The sequence below is a fragment of the Paenarthrobacter sp. C1 genome (genome assembly GCF_049315185.1).
GTDB classification, from domain to species: domain Bacteria; phylum Actinomycetota; class Actinomycetes; order Actinomycetales; family Micrococcaceae; genus Arthrobacter; species Arthrobacter nicotinovorans.
The window spans coordinates 3110776-3125122 of the sequence record NZ_CP186052.1 but is presented as its reverse complement, the minus strand read 5'-3'; the positions used below and the strand labels follow the sequence as shown (position 1 = coordinate 3125122).

The 14347-nt window shown below is 61.4% G+C and carries 16 protein-coding genes and 1 other RNA gene; 15 read left to right on the top strand and 2 right to left on the bottom strand.

Annotated features, from left to right (window positions below):
- Nucleotides 1-147 precede the first annotated feature (147 nt).
- The 14 genes from ACNAOU_RS14660 to ACNAOU_RS14595 all read left to right on the top strand — a co-directional run bounded on the left by ACNAOU_RS14660 (nucleotide 148) and on the right by ACNAOU_RS14595 (nucleotide 11741).
- Nucleotides 148-1371, top strand: coding sequence for a CpaF family protein (locus ACNAOU_RS14660; protein ID WP_079580559.1), 1224 nt, complete (start codon nucleotides 148-150; stop codon nucleotides 1369-1371).
- Nucleotides 1371-2225, top strand: a complete 855-nt coding sequence (locus ACNAOU_RS14655; protein ID WP_110503930.1) for a type II secretion system F family protein — start codon at nucleotides 1371-1373, stop codon at nucleotides 2223-2225. The genes ACNAOU_RS14660 and ACNAOU_RS14655 overlap by 1 nt, the downstream gene beginning before the upstream one ends.
- Nucleotides 2222-3163 carry a type II secretion system F family protein gene (locus ACNAOU_RS14650; RefSeq protein WP_422757132.1) on the top strand — a complete coding sequence of 314 codons (942 nt, stop codon included), beginning with the start codon at nucleotides 2222-2224 and terminating at the stop codon, nucleotides 3161-3163. Before ACNAOU_RS14655 ends, ACNAOU_RS14650 begins: the two co-directional genes overlap by 4 nt.
- Before the next feature lie 159 nt (nucleotides 3164-3322).
- A complete protein-coding gene (locus ACNAOU_RS14645; protein WP_110503932.1) occupies nucleotides 3323-3562 on the top strand; it encodes a hypothetical protein in 240 nt (79 codons plus the stop codon).
- Between the two features lie 83 nt (nucleotides 3563-3645).
- Nucleotides 3646-3993 carry a TadE/TadG family type IV pilus assembly protein gene (locus ACNAOU_RS14640; RefSeq protein ID WP_422757131.1) on the top strand — a complete coding sequence of 116 codons (348 nt, stop codon included), beginning with the start codon at nucleotides 3646-3648 and terminating at the stop codon, nucleotides 3991-3993.
- Nucleotides 3994-4111: 118 nt separating this feature from the next.
- A complete protein-coding gene (locus ACNAOU_RS14635) occupies nucleotides 4112-4501 on the top strand; it encodes a hypothetical protein (protein WP_345799333.1) in 390 nt (129 codons plus the stop codon).
- 131 nt (nucleotides 4502-4632) lie between these two features.
- A complete protein-coding gene (locus ACNAOU_RS14630) occupies nucleotides 4633-5043 on the top strand; it encodes a pilus assembly protein TadG-related protein (protein WP_275779946.1) in 411 nt (136 codons plus the stop codon).
- Nucleotides 5044-5107: 64 nt separating this feature from the next.
- On the top strand, nucleotides 5108-6229 hold the full coding sequence (gene prfB, locus ACNAOU_RS14625; RefSeq protein ID WP_018776403.1) for a peptide chain release factor 2: 1122 nt from the start codon (nucleotides 5108-5110) through the stop codon (nucleotides 6227-6229).
- Nucleotides 6230-6437: 208 nt separating this feature from the next.
- Nucleotides 6438-7202, top strand: coding sequence for a cell division ATP-binding protein FtsE (gene ftsE / locus ACNAOU_RS14620; protein ID WP_018776402.1), 765 nt, complete (start codon nucleotides 6438-6440; stop codon nucleotides 7200-7202).
- On the top strand, nucleotides 7199-8113 hold the full coding sequence (gene ftsX, locus ACNAOU_RS14615; RefSeq protein ID WP_018776401.1) for a permease-like cell division protein FtsX: 915 nt from the start codon (nucleotides 7199-7201) through the stop codon (nucleotides 8111-8113). The genes ftsE and ftsX overlap by 4 nt, the downstream gene beginning before the upstream one ends.
- 55 nt (nucleotides 8114-8168) lie before the next feature.
- Nucleotides 8169-9584 carry a M23 family metallopeptidase gene (locus ACNAOU_RS14610; protein WP_018776400.1) on the top strand — a complete coding sequence of 472 codons (1416 nt, stop codon included), beginning with the start codon at nucleotides 8169-8171 and terminating at the stop codon, nucleotides 9582-9584.
- A 65-nt stretch (nucleotides 9585-9649) separates the two neighbouring features.
- Nucleotides 9650-10120 carry an SsrA-binding protein SmpB gene (smpB, locus tag ACNAOU_RS14605; protein ID WP_018776399.1) on the top strand — a complete coding sequence of 157 codons (471 nt, stop codon included), beginning with the start codon at nucleotides 9650-9652 and terminating at the stop codon, nucleotides 10118-10120.
- Between the two features lie 101 nt (nucleotides 10121-10221).
- Nucleotides 10222-10590: a transfer-messenger RNA gene (ssrA, locus tag ACNAOU_RS14600) on the top strand.
- A gap of 179 nt (nucleotides 10591-10769) precedes the next feature.
- Nucleotides 10770-11741, top strand: a complete 972-nt coding sequence (locus tag ACNAOU_RS14595; RefSeq protein ID WP_156369763.1) for a trypsin-like peptidase domain-containing protein — start codon at nucleotides 10770-10772, stop codon at nucleotides 11739-11741.
- A gap of 7 nt (nucleotides 11742-11748) precedes the next feature.
- On the opposite strand, the gene ACNAOU_RS14590 is transcribed toward ACNAOU_RS14595, so the two are convergent.
- The gene (locus tag ACNAOU_RS14590; protein WP_026266935.1) at nucleotides 11749-12123 is read right to left on the bottom strand and encodes a hypothetical protein; all 375 of its coding nucleotides are present in this window, start codon (nucleotides 12121-12123) and stop codon (nucleotides 11749-11751) included.
- 31 nt (nucleotides 12124-12154) lie between these two features.
- Here ACNAOU_RS14590 and ACNAOU_RS14585 point away from each other — a divergent pair, with 31 nt between their 5' ends.
- Entirely contained in the window at nucleotides 12155-13609 is a 1455-nt protein-coding gene (locus ACNAOU_RS14585; protein ID WP_055972048.1) for an MFS transporter, read from the top strand.
- An 18-nt stretch (nucleotides 13610-13627) separates the two neighbouring features.
- Here ACNAOU_RS14585 and ACNAOU_RS14580 read toward each other — a convergent pair whose 3' ends face one another.
- Complete coding sequence (locus tag ACNAOU_RS14580; RefSeq protein ID WP_055972051.1) at nucleotides 13628-14341, bottom strand: metal-dependent transcriptional regulator; 714 nt, start codon at nucleotides 14339-14341, stop codon at nucleotides 13628-13630.
- Nucleotides 14342-14347: the final 6 nt, after the last annotated feature.

Below are 14347 nucleotides of genomic sequence, written 5' to 3'. Positions count from 1 at the left end.
GTGGGATTCACGATGCCCCCGGGACCAGTGATCCCAAGTTATCCACATGCCGTCTGGACTGACTTGAGGCGGACCCTGGGCTCGCTTAGCGTAAGTCACTCGAGATGCGCCTCTCGTTTACGCAATCGTGACCATCGGGGGAGAGCTGTGGATGCTGTAAGGATCGTCGAGGGGGAGGTCAGGGAGCTCATCCGGCGTCGTGGTCTGGATCCACTGGAACAGGCTGGTGATGTCCGAAGCCTGGTGGACGCGGCAGTCAACGACTACGACGAACGGGCCCTCCTCGCTCCGCTTCCTCCCTTGGGTCACCTCGAGTCGGCGCGTCGTCTGATTTACGACGCTGTCGCGGGGTTCGGGCCATTGCAGCCGCTTCTGGACGATGAGTCGATCGAGGAGCTTTGGATCAATGCTCCCCACGAGGTCTACGTGGCCCGAAATGGTGAATCCGAGCTGACTACGATCAGCCTCAGTGAGCAGCAGGTCCGGGACCTGGTAGAGAGAATGCTTAAAACTTCCGGACGACGACTGGACTTGTCATCGCCCTTCGTGGACGCCGCACTTCCGGACGGTTCGAGGCTGCATGTGGCAATCCCGGACATCACCCGGAGGCACTGGGCTGTGAACATCAGGAAGTTCACCGCGCGCGCCAGCCGCCTGGAGCACCTGGTAGAGCTCGGCAGCCTGACACCACAAGCTGCGAGGTTCCTGGGCGCGGCAGTAGCGAGCGGCCTCAACATTCTTGTCTCCGGCGCCACGCAGGCGGGAAAGACCACCCTTCTCAATTGCCTGGGAGCGCACATAGGTTCACGCGAGCGGGTCATCACGGTGGAGGAAATCTTTGAACTCCAGCTTCCCTTACGGGATGTCATCGGACTTCAGTGCCGTCAACCGAATCTGGAGGGTGAGGGCGAAATCCCTTTGCGGCGGCTCGTCAAGGAAGCCCTTCGAATGCGGCCCGACAGGCTCATTGTGGGCGAAGTCCGCGAAGCCGAAAGCCTGGACATGCTCATCGCCCTCAACTCCGGGCTTCCCGGTATGTGCACTGTGCATGCCAATTCTGCCCACGACGCCGTAACCAAGATCTGCACATTGCCCCTTCTCGCCGGAGCCAACATTGCCAGTGCCTTTGTGGTCCCCACAGTGGCGTCGTGCATTGATCTGGTGGTGCATTGCGGCAGGCATCCGACAGGGCGAAGGCAGATAACGGAGGTCCTTGCTTTGGGGCGGAGGGTTGAAAACGGGATCATCGAATCCTCCACTGTCTTTGGGATGTCAGCAGGCCAACTGCAGCCGAGGCCCAACGCGATGCCCGCTGCGGAAAAGTTTGCCCGCGCAGGCTTCGACGTCTCCGCGCTGTTGGAGGTGAACTGATGCCGCCTCTCCTGGGCATTCTGTGTGGCTTGGGGCTTTTCCTTATCTGGTGGTCCACCTGGGATCAACCCACAGCCAGGCCACGGAAAAAGAAACGACGCCGCCTGGACCAATTGCTTTTGTCAGCAGGGATTGAAAAGGTCACAGGATCAGCCTTGCTCCTCACCTGCGGGGGTTTTGGGTGTGCGGTCATGGCGGTCTTCTTCCTCATCACAAGGGCGCCGGTGGTCGCGCTATGCTTCGGGTTGTTCGGTTCCTGGGCCCCCTTGGCAATCGTGAGGCGGAGGGCGCGAAAGCGTCGTGCGGCGCTTCGCTTGTTGTGGCCGGATGTCGTGGACCACCTGCGCTCGGCTATTCGCGCAGGCCTTGCCCTGCCTGAAGCGCTCATTCAGCTTGGATCCAAAGGACCGGAGGAATTGCGGCCGCTTTTCGTGGATTTTGGTGCCGACTACCGCTCCGGTGGGCATTTTGAGACTGCGTTGGACAGGCTTAAGGACCGTCTCGCGGATCCGGTGGCCGATCGCATCATTGAAGCCCTTCGAATGACCCGCGAGGTTGGCGGATCCGACCTGGGCCGAATGCTGGGGACTTTGTCCGACTTCCTCAGGGACAACTCCCGCACCCGGAGTGAGCTGGAAGCCAGGCAATCATGGACTATCAACGCTGCGAGGTTGGCAGTCGCGGCCCCGTGGATCGTCCTGGTGTTGATGGCCAGCCGTCCGGAAGCGATGCCGGCCTACAACTCAACCGTGGGAGCAATGGTGCTTCTCGCTGGCTTGCTGGTTTCCGTGTGCTGCTATTCCTTGATGCTTCGAATTGGTGCGTTGCCTGATGATGAACGCGTTCTGCGATGAGTACGTCGACGGCTTGGGCCGCGGTCTTCGGCGCCGTCCTTGTAATTGGATGCTGGCTCGTCCTGACGCGTCTGCCGTTCCTGCGGGGAATGACTTTTACGGAGCGCATCAGCCCTCAGCTGAAATCCAGGAACCTCGAGTCACGCCTCCTGCTTGCGCAAGAGCCGGACCTCACACCTTTTGGACCATTGGAACGAATCCTTCGTCCCATCTTTCGGGACGCGGTGAAAAACATGTCGCGGTTGAACGTTGGCTCCGCCGTCGCGGCAAAGAAGCTGGCCCGCTCCGGGTCCTCCAAAACGATCCTTGACTACAGGGTCGAGCAGATCCTTTGGGCCAGCGGAGGTCTGGTCGTGGCGTTGCTCGTGGTCACAGCACGCGCGGCATCCGGGCAGTTCAATCCGGCGGTGTCCTGCGTCTTGGTCGTTGGGGCTGCCTTGGGAGGGTATGTGCTCCGCGACATGGTTCTGGGGCAGCAGATCAAGCGACGTGAGAGAAGGATGCTGTCCGAGTTTCCAAGCCTTGCTGAGCTGATGGCTCTGGCCGTAGCTGCGGGCGAAAGCGCAATGGGCGCGATGGACCGGGTGAGCCGTAGCTCCCAAGGGGAACTCTCCAACGAGTTCGCGCTGATTCTTGCGGATGCCCGGTCCGGCAAGCCTCTGGCGGAAGCACTTCAGTCCTTTTCCAGCCGAGCGGAGTTACCACCACTGGTCAGGTTCTTTGATGGCTTGGTGGTGGCTGTCGAACGCGGGACCCCACTGGCAGATGTGCTTCGGGCACAGGCCGCCGATGTCCGGGATGCCGCCAAGCGGGAGCTGATGGAATCCGCAGGCCGCAAGGAGATAGCCATGATGGTGCCCCTCGTCTTCGGTGTGCTGCCACTAACGGTCGTGTTTGCCGCTTTTCCAGCCATCGCAGCCCTGCAGATGAGCCTCTAGTCCCTTGCATCTCCTCCTGCAGGAATGCGGCCCGGAACAAGCGGGAGCAGCAGCGCGCCACAGTCACAACACAGCAACACAGCAATACAGCAACAACACAGCATCACTGTCACTCAGCACCACAGCGACAACGCCGTATCACCGTTATTGGGGAGAATCATGAAAACATTTGCCAGCAGGTCGCCCATTGCACCAGTCCGTACCGTGTCGGGGCGGGCTTTGCTCACTGACTTCGTTTTGCGGGCGGCACCGCAGCCAGAGGAGCAAGAACGAGGAGACGTGCCTGGATGGGTCATGATCACACTCATGTCAGCGGTCTTGGTCGCTGGACTTCTTGCCCTCGCCACACCTGCCTTGAATGACTTGTTCACTCAGGCCATGTCGAAGGTGGGCAAATAGGCCGCGTGGAGGGGCAGGCCCTGTTCTCCACTGTCCTTCGCCCTTCAGGCTCGACCCGAGCCACCCGAGAACAAGGAACGGCTGTGGTGGACTTCGTATTGGTTGGAGCGCTGTTGACCCTGCTCTGCATGTCGGTCATTCAACTGATGCTGGTGTTGCATGTACGCAACACGCTCGTTGACGCTGCAGCTTCGGGAGCGAGGTACGGCGCGCTGGCCGACCGGACGTCATTGGAGGCAAAAGCCCGGACGGCGGAGCTGATTACCGCGGCCCTGAACGAGGGTTTCGCACAAAGCATCACCACGAGCGAAGAGGTAATGGACGGCATCCGCACGCTGGAGGTGACGGTGAAGGCGCCGATGCCGGTCCTCGGGTTGGTTGGACCTCAAGGCCTGATGGAGGTGCACGGCCATGCCGCCCTTCTTGGTTGAAGCGGCACATTCATTTGGCAAAGCGCTCCGGCTAAGGATGTGCTACGTCCTGTGCTTATCCGAACTGTCGGTCGAAGGTCGCGCCCGGAACATCGAAGGACAAAGGGGGAGCGCCGTCGTGGAATTTACCTTTCTCGCAGTCCTGTTGATGGTGCCACTGATTTACTTCGTGGTGACCATTGGGCAAATCCAGGGCGCATCGTTTGGAGTGGTCGGAGCGGCCGACCAGGCCGCGAAAGTTTTCGTCCTTCAGCACGACCCGGCAAGCGCGAGGAAAGCGGCGGAGCAGTCCGTAATTGTGGCGCTGGCCGACTACGGGCATACGCCGGATCAGGCCACCGTGGAGATTTCGTGTGATCGGGAAAATTGTCTGACAGCAGGGGCAAGTGTCACCGTTACTGTCCACCTCGATGTTCTGCTTCCCATGGTCCCGTTTGGTGACACCCTGAAGCTCAGCGCCAGTAAGGTGTCCGCCTCGGCCACGCAGATAGTGGGTCGCTACCAATGACCCGGGAACAAAACGTAAGAAGTCCTCGACCCCTCACAGCGTCCATGCCTCCCGGGGGACGCAGATACGGCGGCCCGCATCGCTTTGGCATTCTGCCTCGCAATGGCGTCCTCCACCGCGATGACGGGCAAATTACAGTGCTGATTCTCGGATATGTGGTGCTGGCACTGCTCCTGGCCACAGTGGTGATGGCCGCTTCCTCCGTGTACCTGGAACACAAGAAGCTCTTGTCCTTGGCTGACGGAGCCGCGCTCGCAGCCGCAGACTCGTACCTGGTGGGTGACCTGGAGGGCGGGAGCCTACCTGCTGTTTCTCTGATGGATGACCGCGTGCTGGCGGCTGCAGGCTCATATCTTGGGAAAAGCAACGCCTTCGCAGGCCACGAGCGATTGGAAGTGGGGGAGGGAACCGGAAGTGAGCCTGGCGGGACGGCAGTGGTGGTTCTCAGGTCCGTCGCCCACCCGCCGGTGATCAGCTTCCTGGTGCCGGATGGAATCGTCGTCGAGGTCAGGGCGACGGCGCGGTCGAGGCTCACGCAGTAATGAATCTACGGACAAAAGCCGGACAGCCAAGGGAGCCTGATGGATAGCGTACGCTGGGATAACCATGGCTGACATAGATTTTCCCGCAGAAATCCGCGCACTTCGAGCAACTTACGGCTCCATCGAAAACGTCACTGACGTTGACGCTCTCAAGGCTGAAATCGCCGAATTGAGCGAGCAGGCCGGGGCCCCGGACCTCTGGGATGACCCCGCATCGGCCCAGGTGGTGACATCCCGTTTGTCACACCGCCAATCGGAAGTCGAACGACTCGAAAAGCTCGCAGCCCGGATTGACGACCTCGAGGTCCTGGTCGAACTTGGGCAGGATGAAGGCGACGAAGCCTCAATGGCCGAGGCCGCCAAAGAGCTGGCGTCCATCCGCAAAGCCCTCGCGGAGCTTGAGGTAGTCACCTTGCTCTCGGGCGAGTACGACGAACGCGAAGCCGTGGTGACCATCAGGGCCGGAGCGGGTGGAGTCGATGCAGCCGACTTTGCCGAGATGCTGATGAGAATGTACTTGCGGTGGGCTGAACGCCACGGTTATCCCACCACGGTGATGGACACGTCCTACGCTGAAGAAGCCGGCCTGAAGTCCGCCACGTTCGAGGTCAAGGCCCCCTACGCCTTCGGCACCCTGAGTGTGGAAGCGGGCACTCACCGGCTGGTGCGCATCAGTCCGTTCGACAACCAGGGCCGCCGGCAGACATCCTTTGCAGCCGTTGAGGTCATCCCGTTGATCGAGCAGACGGATTCAATCGAAATACCCGACAACGAGATCCGGGTTGACGTCTTCCGTTCCTCCGGCCCGGGCGGGCAGTCCGTTAACACCACTGACTCCGCAGTACGCCTGACCCACATTCCCACGGGCATTGTGGTCTCCATGCAGAACGAAAAGTCCCAGCTCCAGAACCGGGCAGCCGCCATGCGCGTGCTGCAGTCCCGTTTGCTCCTGGTTAAGAAGGAACAGCAGGACGCAGAGAAGAAGGCACTGGCAGGGGACGTCAAAGCCTCATGGGGCGACCAGATGCGCTCCTACGTGCTGAACCCCTACCAGATGGTCAAGGATCTGCGGACCGAACACGAAGTGGGCAACACTTCGGCCGTGCTGGATGGCGACATTGATGACTTCATCGACGCCGGCATCCGTTGGCGCACCGGTAACCGCAACGCAGCGGCCAACCAGTAATACGCAGCAGCCAGCCAATTAGCAGGAGGCTGGCAGAGCGCTCCCAGACTCGGCCCTTATTACGCGACACGCCCCCGAAAGCCCCGTAATGCTGGCTTACCCGTGCGTATAGTCGAGTGGCCGGTGCTCTCACTTCCCCCATCGAAAGCCCGCGCTCCGGCTGTTGGACTGGGCGACTCATGTCATGTCCGGCGGGGTACTAAGGGCCATGATCAGATTTGAGAATGTCACCAAGGTCTACGAGCAGAATGCCCGACCGGCGCTCGATTCTGTCAGCCTTGAGATCAACCGAGGCGAATTTACGTTCCTTGTGGGCGCCTCTGGTTCGGGCAAATCCACTTTCCTGCGGTTGATCCTCAAGGAAGACAAGGCCTCAGCCGGATCCGTGTACGTTGCCGGCCAGAATGTCGCCAACATTTCGAGTTGGCGTGTGCCCAAGCTGCGCCGTGGGATCGGCGTCGTGTTCCAGGATTTCCGCCTGCTGCCGCAAAAGAACGTTTTCGCCAACGTCGCCTTCGCCATGCAGGTCATCGGGAAGAGCCGCTCCATTATTCGCGAAACGGTCCCCGAGGTCTTGAAGACCGTGGGCCTTGAAGGCAAGGAACGGCGCATGCCGCACGAGCTTTCCGGTGGCGAGCAGCAGCGGGTCGCGATCGCGCGCGCCGTCGTCAACCGTCCGGGAATCCTCCTTGCCGACGAACCGACCGGAAACCTGGACCCTATTACCTCGATGGGAATCATGGGCGTCCTGGACAAGATCAACCAGAACGGCACCACTGTGGTCATGGCCACCCACGATGACGACATTGTCAACGAAATGCGCCGCCGCGTTGTGGAGCTCAAAAACGGAAAGGTCATTCGCGACGAAGCGAAGGCCCTGTACACGTCGATGATTCCGGTAGTCGGCGAATCGCGCCGGCTGCGGGACGCCAGCGGCGAAGAACTCGACCGCGCGCAGGGGGCACAGCTGTGAGGCTCCTTTTCATCCTCGGGGAAATCGGCAGTGGTCTGCGCCGAAACCTGTCCATGGTTATTTCCGTTGTGCTCGTGACCTTTGTTTCGCTGACCTTTGTTGGTGCGGCGGGAATGCTGCAGATGCAGATCAACCAGATGAAGGGCTACTGGTACGACAAAGTCCAGGTGGCGGTCTTCCTCTGCAACGACGGTTCGACGGCGGTCGGCTGCGCGTCGGGACCGGCGACGAAGGAGCAGCAGGAAAACCTCCAGGCCATGTTGGAGTCTCCTGCGGTGAAGCAGTACATCAACGATTTCCAGTTCGAATCCCAGGCCGAGGCGTACAAGCACTTCAAGGAACAGTTCTCGAACTCTCCGATCGTTGATTCGGTATCAGAGGACCAGTTGCCGGCCTCATTCCGTATCAACATGAAGAACCCGGAAAAGTACCAGATCATCAGCGAGACGTTCTCCTCCCAGCCAGGGGTTGAAACAGTCAGCGACCAGAGGCAGGTCCTGGAACGGATCTTCTCGTGGATGAACGGAGCCTCGGTAGCGGCTGTCGGCGTGGCCGCGGTGATGATTTTCTGCGCGGTCCTCTTGATAACCACCACCATCCGACTATCGGCCTTCAGCCGACGGCGGGAGACGGGCATCATGCGGCTGGTAGGTGCTTCAAAGACGGTGATTCAGCTGCCGTTCATCCTTGAAGGTGTCATAGCCGCCGTCGTTGGAGCGGTTTTGGCCTCTGTTACCCTATGGCTGATGGCGCACTTCTGGCTCAACGGCGACCTTTCACGGCAATTCCTGAATACTCCGTTTATCTCCTCCACCCAGGTCCTGGTGATCGCCCCTGTGCTCATCGCCCTGGGCGCGGGCCTGGCGGGGATCTCGTCGCTGTTGACTCTCCGGCGATACCTGAAGGTTTAGCCATGAAGACCATGCCCCTCGGACTTACCACTGCTGCAAGCGAAAAGGATTCCTGATGACCACGTTGGACCCGAACTCCCTGCGTCGGCGCTTTGCGTCGGGCCAGGCTCGGATGCTGGGTGCCGTCCTCGCCGTCGGGCTGGCTGTCAGTCTCCTGTCGGGAGCGCCTGCAGCGCATGCGGACAACCTCGAAGACCAGCAGGCCGCACTGGAAGCAGAGGCCGCACGGGTACAGGCATCCTTGGAGTTCGTCGACTCGAATATTGCGAAAGCCGCCGGCGATCTTGTGATCTACCAGGGCCGCCTTCCCGGCGCCCAGCAGGCTTTGCTTGAAGCGCAGGGCCGCGTTGCGAGTGCCGTCAAGGAAGTGGAGGCTTTGGCCGCCAGGGTGGAACTCGCCCAGCAGAACAAGGCCAAGATCACCGAGCAGCTGGAAAACGACAAGCAGAAGATTACCGATACCAAGAAGCTGATCGGGCAGATCGCGTCGCAGGCCTACAAGTCCGGCGGCGTGCCCACGAATGTCGCCCTCTTGTTCGGTTCCAGCGAGTCCGGCAACCTGACCGAGTCCATGGATCTCGCTGACCAGGCCATGCGAAGCCAGAACGCGGCCATGACCAAACTGACCCAGCAGAACGCCACCAACGTGAACTCGCAAGCGCGACTGGTGGCGGTCGAGGAAGAAATCCAGGATCTCAAGGCCAAGGCAGACGCGGCACTTGAGCGGGAGAAATCAGCACGGGACGAGGCAGCCAGCAAGAAGGCTGAAGTGGACAAGCTGATCGAGGACACCACGCGCCTCAACGGACAGTTGCAAGCGGCCAAGCCGGGGATTGAAGCGAACCTCGCGCGGGTGAAGGCGGAACAGGACACTGTTGCTGCCGAGATCGTCGAGCGTGACCGCAAACTGCGGGAAGCCTGGGAAGCGGAGCAGCGCCGGCTCGCCGCCGAAGCAGAAGCCGCGGCCGCTGCGGCAGCCGCTGCCGCCGGACGCCCGGCACCTCCTGAAGCTCCTTATGTTCCGCCGGCTGCCGGTTCGCCGTCGGCGTTCGGCCTGCGCCATCCCTTCGCCAGCTATGTTCCGATCACCTCGGGCTTCGGATGGCGCGCGACGCCGCCCGGCACCATCGACTTCTACGGCACCGGCGGTTACATGCACACCGGCATCGACTTCGGCGCCCCCTGCGGGACTCCCGTTTACGCCGCAGCCGCAGGTGAGGTCTTCAACTCAGGCTGGAACTCTGCCGACGGCGGTGGATGGCGCGTCAAGCTGTCCCACGGTGTGGTGCAAGGCAACTCGCTGACCACGATTTACTACCACAACAGCAGCATCGTGGTGGCGAACGGGCAGAGGGTCGCGCAGGGCCAGCTCATTGCTTACTCGGGCAGCACGGGTAACTCCACAGGCTGCCACGCGCACTTCGAAACCTGGCTGAACGGTACAGCGGTGGATCCCATGACCCTTCTCTAGGGTCCGGGAAACGGCCCGCTCTGGCGTACACTGGTTCAAATCCGCAACTAATAAGGAGTTCTACCGTGCCCAAGGAAAGTGGCCGTAAGGTAGTGGCCACCAATCGGAAGGCCCGGCACAACTACCTCATCCTGGATACCTACGAGGCCGGCATCGCGCTGATGGGGACAGAAGTGAAGTCCCTCCGCGAAGGCCACGCTTCAATGGTTGACGGGTTCTGCACCTTCTACAACGACGAGTTGTGGATGGAAGGTATCCATATCCCCGAGTATCACCAGGGGAGCTGGACCAACCATGCCGCGCGCCGGCGTCGCAAGCTCCTGTTGCACCGCGATGAACTGGACAAGATCTCGCAGAAGATCCGCGAGTCCGGCTTCACGGTAGTTCCGCTGCAGTTGTATTTCCTGGACGGACGGGCAAAGGTGGAGATCGCCATCGCCCGCGGTAAAAAGGACTACGACAAGAGGCAGACCCTGCGTGAGCAGCAGGACAAGCGTGAATCCCTCCGCGAGCTGCGTGAACGCAACCGCCGGTAGGCACGTGCGTGTACAAGTGGGAATTACTTGCCTGCTGGATGCGTTATGATGAGTAGTCCGACAGGAGATTGACCCTTCTGTCGGGTTTGGTAACAAAATACGGGGATGATCGGTTTCGACGATGTTAGTCGCGACAGGTGAAGCGGGCCGAGGATGCAGAATTATCTCGTAAACGCTGTCTGCAAACCAATAAGTGCCGAATCTAAGCGCACTGACTTCGCTCTCGCTGCCTAAGCAGTAAGACAGTCCGTCAGCCCGGGGTTGCTATCGCCCCGGTTCCTGGCGTCATTTAGATAGCCACTGCTGTTTGCCTTCGTCATTGAGGTAAACGGGACTCTTAGATGACTGGGCCCGGATCAGCTACCTGTTTGCAGGATGGCTGGGGCCGAGAAAATCCGACGCAAACTGCGCCCGGAGAAGCCCTGACAACACGACATCGGACGGGGGTTCAATTCCCCCCATCTCCACCCCTGGGAAAGCCCCTGGACCCTCGCGGTCTAGGGGCTTTCCTGTGCCCCGAACCGGATGCGTTCACCTAAGGCGTACTGCGGCAAGGACTACCTGCATTCCGTGGATCGTTGAAGTGGATAGGCGCATCGCCCGGCAGGCGGCGGAAGGCGCCGGAGGCAGCGGGAGGCACAAAATGAGCATGGAGCCGGAATTCGTTCAGGATCCGGATGAGCAGCAAGCCTTGGACGCCTACTCACAAGTGGTTATCCGGGTGGCCGAGTCCGTGACACCCCATGTCGCCGCCATCGAAATGATGAGCACAGGCCGCAGGGGCCAGGTCCGGGTCGGCAGCGGGTCCGCAGTGGTCTTCACCGCTGATGGATACATGCTGACCAACGCCCACGTGGTGGCCGGCCTCCAGTCCGGCAGGGCCGTCTTTGCCGATGGCAAACATACTGACGTGGAGCTGGTGGGCGCAGATCCGTTGTCTGACCTGGCCGTAGTCCGCGGCTTGAAATCCACACCGCCGCCGGCCCTGCTGGGCGACGCCGATTCCCTGCGGGTAGGTCAACTGGTGGTCGCCGTGGGCAATCCCCTGGGGTTGTCCGGCTCTGTCACCGCCGGTGTGGTGAGCGGCCTGGGAAGATCCATCCCTGTCCGTGCAGGCGAGCACAGGAGGGTCATCGAGGACGTCATCCAAACCGATGCAGCGCTGAACCCGGGAAACTCCGGAGGTGCACTGGCGGATACCAAGGGACGCATCGTGGGAATCAACACTGCCGTGGCAGGTCTGGGGCTGGGCCTGGCGGTGCCCATCAATACGACAACGCAACGCATCATCGCTTCCCTGCTGAGGGATGGCCGCGTGCGCCGTGCCTATCTGGGCCTGGTGAGCACCCCAATTCCGCTGGATGCAAGCGCAGTGGTGAGGACCGGCCAGAAGGAAGGCCTGAGGGTGGTGGAGGTCATTTCCAATTCGCCCGCCGAGAAGTCCGGTTTACTGGCGGGGGACCTCGTGCTCCGGGCGCAGGGCAGGGCCGTGTCCAGCGCGGAAAGCCTGCAGAAACTGCTGTTCGAGGGTGCTATCGGGCAAGCTTTTCCGCTGACAGTACTACGGGACGGCAAAACTGTTCAGCTCACGGCCTATCCATCGGAAATGGGCCAGCAGTGAAGGTTGCCTAGGCTTTATTCTCCGGAACATCCACGACGCCGACAAAGCGGCTGCCGACGCCTTCGTACTCGCTCCGGACCTCGCCCAGGAAGAGCTTGGGGAGTTCACTGTTCCGGTGGGTTCCGCAGAAGACGAAGGAAAAGTCCGGCCACCATTTCTTGGGTCGGACTGCCTCGGAATAGCCGCAGACGGCGCAGGTGAGGTGGACCCAGACAGGTCGCTTTCCTGTTCTGTTGGCCCGGGACTGCGCCAGCCAGGCCGGCGGATTGTCCTGAAGGTCGCGGAGCTCGGCTTCGGAGAGTCGGGACGGAATGCCGTGGCGCTGAGCCATTTCCATCGAAATATCAAGGGCCAAAGCGGCATCACGTCTGCTGATCACCATTCAACGATACGGGACTTACGCGGCGTAGGCTGTGCACATGACTGACGCTCCTGTCCTGTTGCCGAGTACACCCCTCCAAAAACGGGTCCTTGTGGTGGCAATCGTGGCGTCGTTCATTGCCATCCTGGACGGCTTTGTGGTGAATCTCGCACTGCCCGCCATCGGCCGGGAGCTGGGTGGCGGCCTGGTGATACAGCAATGGGTGGTGGACGCGTACCTGCTCACGCTGGGGGCTTTGATTCTGGTGGCGGGGTCTTTGTCGGACCATTTCGGGCGGGCACGGATCCTTGAATGGGGCCTGGCAGGCTTCGCCGTCACGTCGATGCTCTGCGGCTTGGCGTGGAGCGGTGAAGTCCTGGTGGTCTCACGGGCCCTCCAAGGGATCGCAGGTGCGCTCCTGGTGCCAAGTTCGCTGGCCATGATCATCACGTCGTTCTCCGGGCCGGCGCAATCGAAGGCCATCGGCCAGTGGTCAGGATGGACCAGCGCGGCGGCCATTGTTGGTCCGCTGATCGGTGGCGCCGCCGTCGATCTTCTGTCCTGGCGGGTCATCTTCTTCATCAATGTGGTTCCGGCCTTGGCCATCTGGCCCATGCTCGCCGGTCTTCGCGCCTCCGACGCCGCCAGGGACAAGACGAAGCGGATCGACTATCTTGGGGCGTTCCTGGCCATGGTTGCTTTGGGCGGTCCGGTCTTCGCGTTCATCGAGCAGGGACGCATGGGATGGGGGAGTCCGCAGGTGTGGGTGCCCCTGATTCTCGGTGTGCTGGCCATGGTCCTGTTCTTGTTCCACGAAGGCAGGACGCCCGAGCCCATGCTGCCGCTCGGACTGTTCAGGATCCGCAATTTTGCCTGGGGCAACGTCGGCACGTTGGCCATCTATGCTGGAATATCCCTCGGTTTCTTCGTGTTGGGAATCTACTTGCAGCAGGTCGGAGGGCTGGGTGCCACCGTGGCCGGCATGGCTTTGCTCCCGGGCACCGTCATCCTGATGCTGGGAGCCTCTTACTTTGGTGGCCTGGCCGGCAAGTACGGTCCTCGATGGTTCATGACGATCGGTCCGTTGCTGTGCGGTGTGGGCTTCCTGATGTCCCTGTCCGTGCAGGAGCCCCTCAATTACTGGACGCAGGTGCTGCCCGGCCAGATTGTCTTCGGCCTGGGGTTGGCGACGCTCGTAGCGCCTCTGACGGCCGCGATCCTCGGCGCTGTTCCGCCGACGGAAGCCGGAATCGGCTCTGCCGTCAACAACGCGGTTGCCCGTATCGCAGGCCTTATTTCGATCGCTTTCGCGGGTGTGATTGTGGGGCCGGTTTTCACCAGGCAAGGGCTGTACAACGCCTTGGTGGTGACCGCCCTGCTGTTCCTGGCCGGCGCGGTGGCGTCCGCCGTCGGGATCCGCAACCCACCACGCGAGGCGGCGGCTGCTGCTGAACGGGAACCGGATGCGGCGTCCGACGACGGCGGTCCAGTCGGGCAGCCCGGCTGACCACCCGCGCCGCAAGGGTCAGCGCGCCGGGAGCACGCAGCCTTGGTGGGTGCCGGCACTCTTCACCCACAGCGCGGAGGCGACTTCATCTGCCAGGTCAAACTCCCGACCGGCAGCGCCGCTGCCTATCCGGACCACCAATGCCCCGCCGAAAGGCTTGCGCCCCATCACTTCAACGGGTGCGTCGAGCGCGATGTCCTCCGCGGCAAGGTACCGGAGGAGTTCGGGGTTTTCGTCGCTGATGCGGGTTATGCGGCCCGAGTGGCCCTGGTCGAGTTCGATCATGCGGTACGCATGCGGCAAGTCAACGGCACCGTCCGCTGACGGGATCGGATCGCCGTGGGGGTCCCGCACGGGGTGGCCGAGCTTGGCTGACATGCGTTCGATGAAGGTGTCGGACACCGCATGCTCCAGCATCTCGGCTTCGTCGTGGACCTCGTCCCAGCTGTAGCCGAGTTCCTCCACCAGGTACGTCTCAATGAGGCGGTGCCTGCGAACCATCGAAAGAGCGAGGCGCATGCCTTCGGAGGTCAAACGGATGGCGCTGTAGGGCTGATGGTCAACGAGGCCTTGGTCCTTGAGCTTTCGCACCATTTCCGACACCGAGGAATTGGCGACCCCGAGCCGCAGGGCAAGCTGTGAGGACGTGATCGGCTTGTCCTGCCACTCCGTATAGGAGTAGATGACCTTGACGTAGTCCTCGATCGAGGAGGAGGGCGTACTGGTCTTCACACCCCT

What these genes read in the sequence shown, in the direction of transcription:
- ACNAOU_RS14655 (WP_110503930.1), top strand. Translation starts at nt 1,371, where the DNA reads ATGCCGCCTCTCCTGGGCATTCTGTGTGGCTTGGGGCTTTTCCTTATC.
- ACNAOU_RS14650 (WP_422757132.1), top strand. Translation starts at nt 2,222, where the DNA reads ATGAGTACGTCGACGGCTTGGGCCGCGGTCTTCGGCGCCGTCCTTGTA.
- ACNAOU_RS14645 (WP_110503932.1), top strand. Translation starts at nt 3,323, where the DNA reads ATGAAAACATTTGCCAGCAGGTCGCCCATTGCACCAGTCCGTACCGTG.
- prfB (WP_018776403.1), top strand. Translation starts at nt 5,108, where the DNA reads ATGGCTGACATAGATTTTCCCGCAGAAATCCGCGCACTTCGAGCAACT.
- ftsE (WP_018776402.1), top strand. Translation starts at nt 6,438, where the DNA reads ATGATCAGATTTGAGAATGTCACCAAGGTCTACGAGCAGAATGCCCGA.
- ACNAOU_RS14610 (WP_018776400.1), top strand. Translation starts at nt 8,169, where the DNA reads ATGACCACGTTGGACCCGAACTCCCTGCGTCGGCGCTTTGCGTCGGGC.
- ACNAOU_RS14595 (WP_156369763.1), top strand. Translation starts at nt 10,770, where the DNA reads ATGGAGCCGGAATTCGTTCAGGATCCGGATGAGCAGCAAGCCTTGGAC.
- ACNAOU_RS14590 (WP_026266935.1), bottom strand. Translation starts at nt 12,123, where the DNA reads ATGGTGATCAGCAGACGTGATGCCGCTTTGGCCCTTGATATTTCGATG.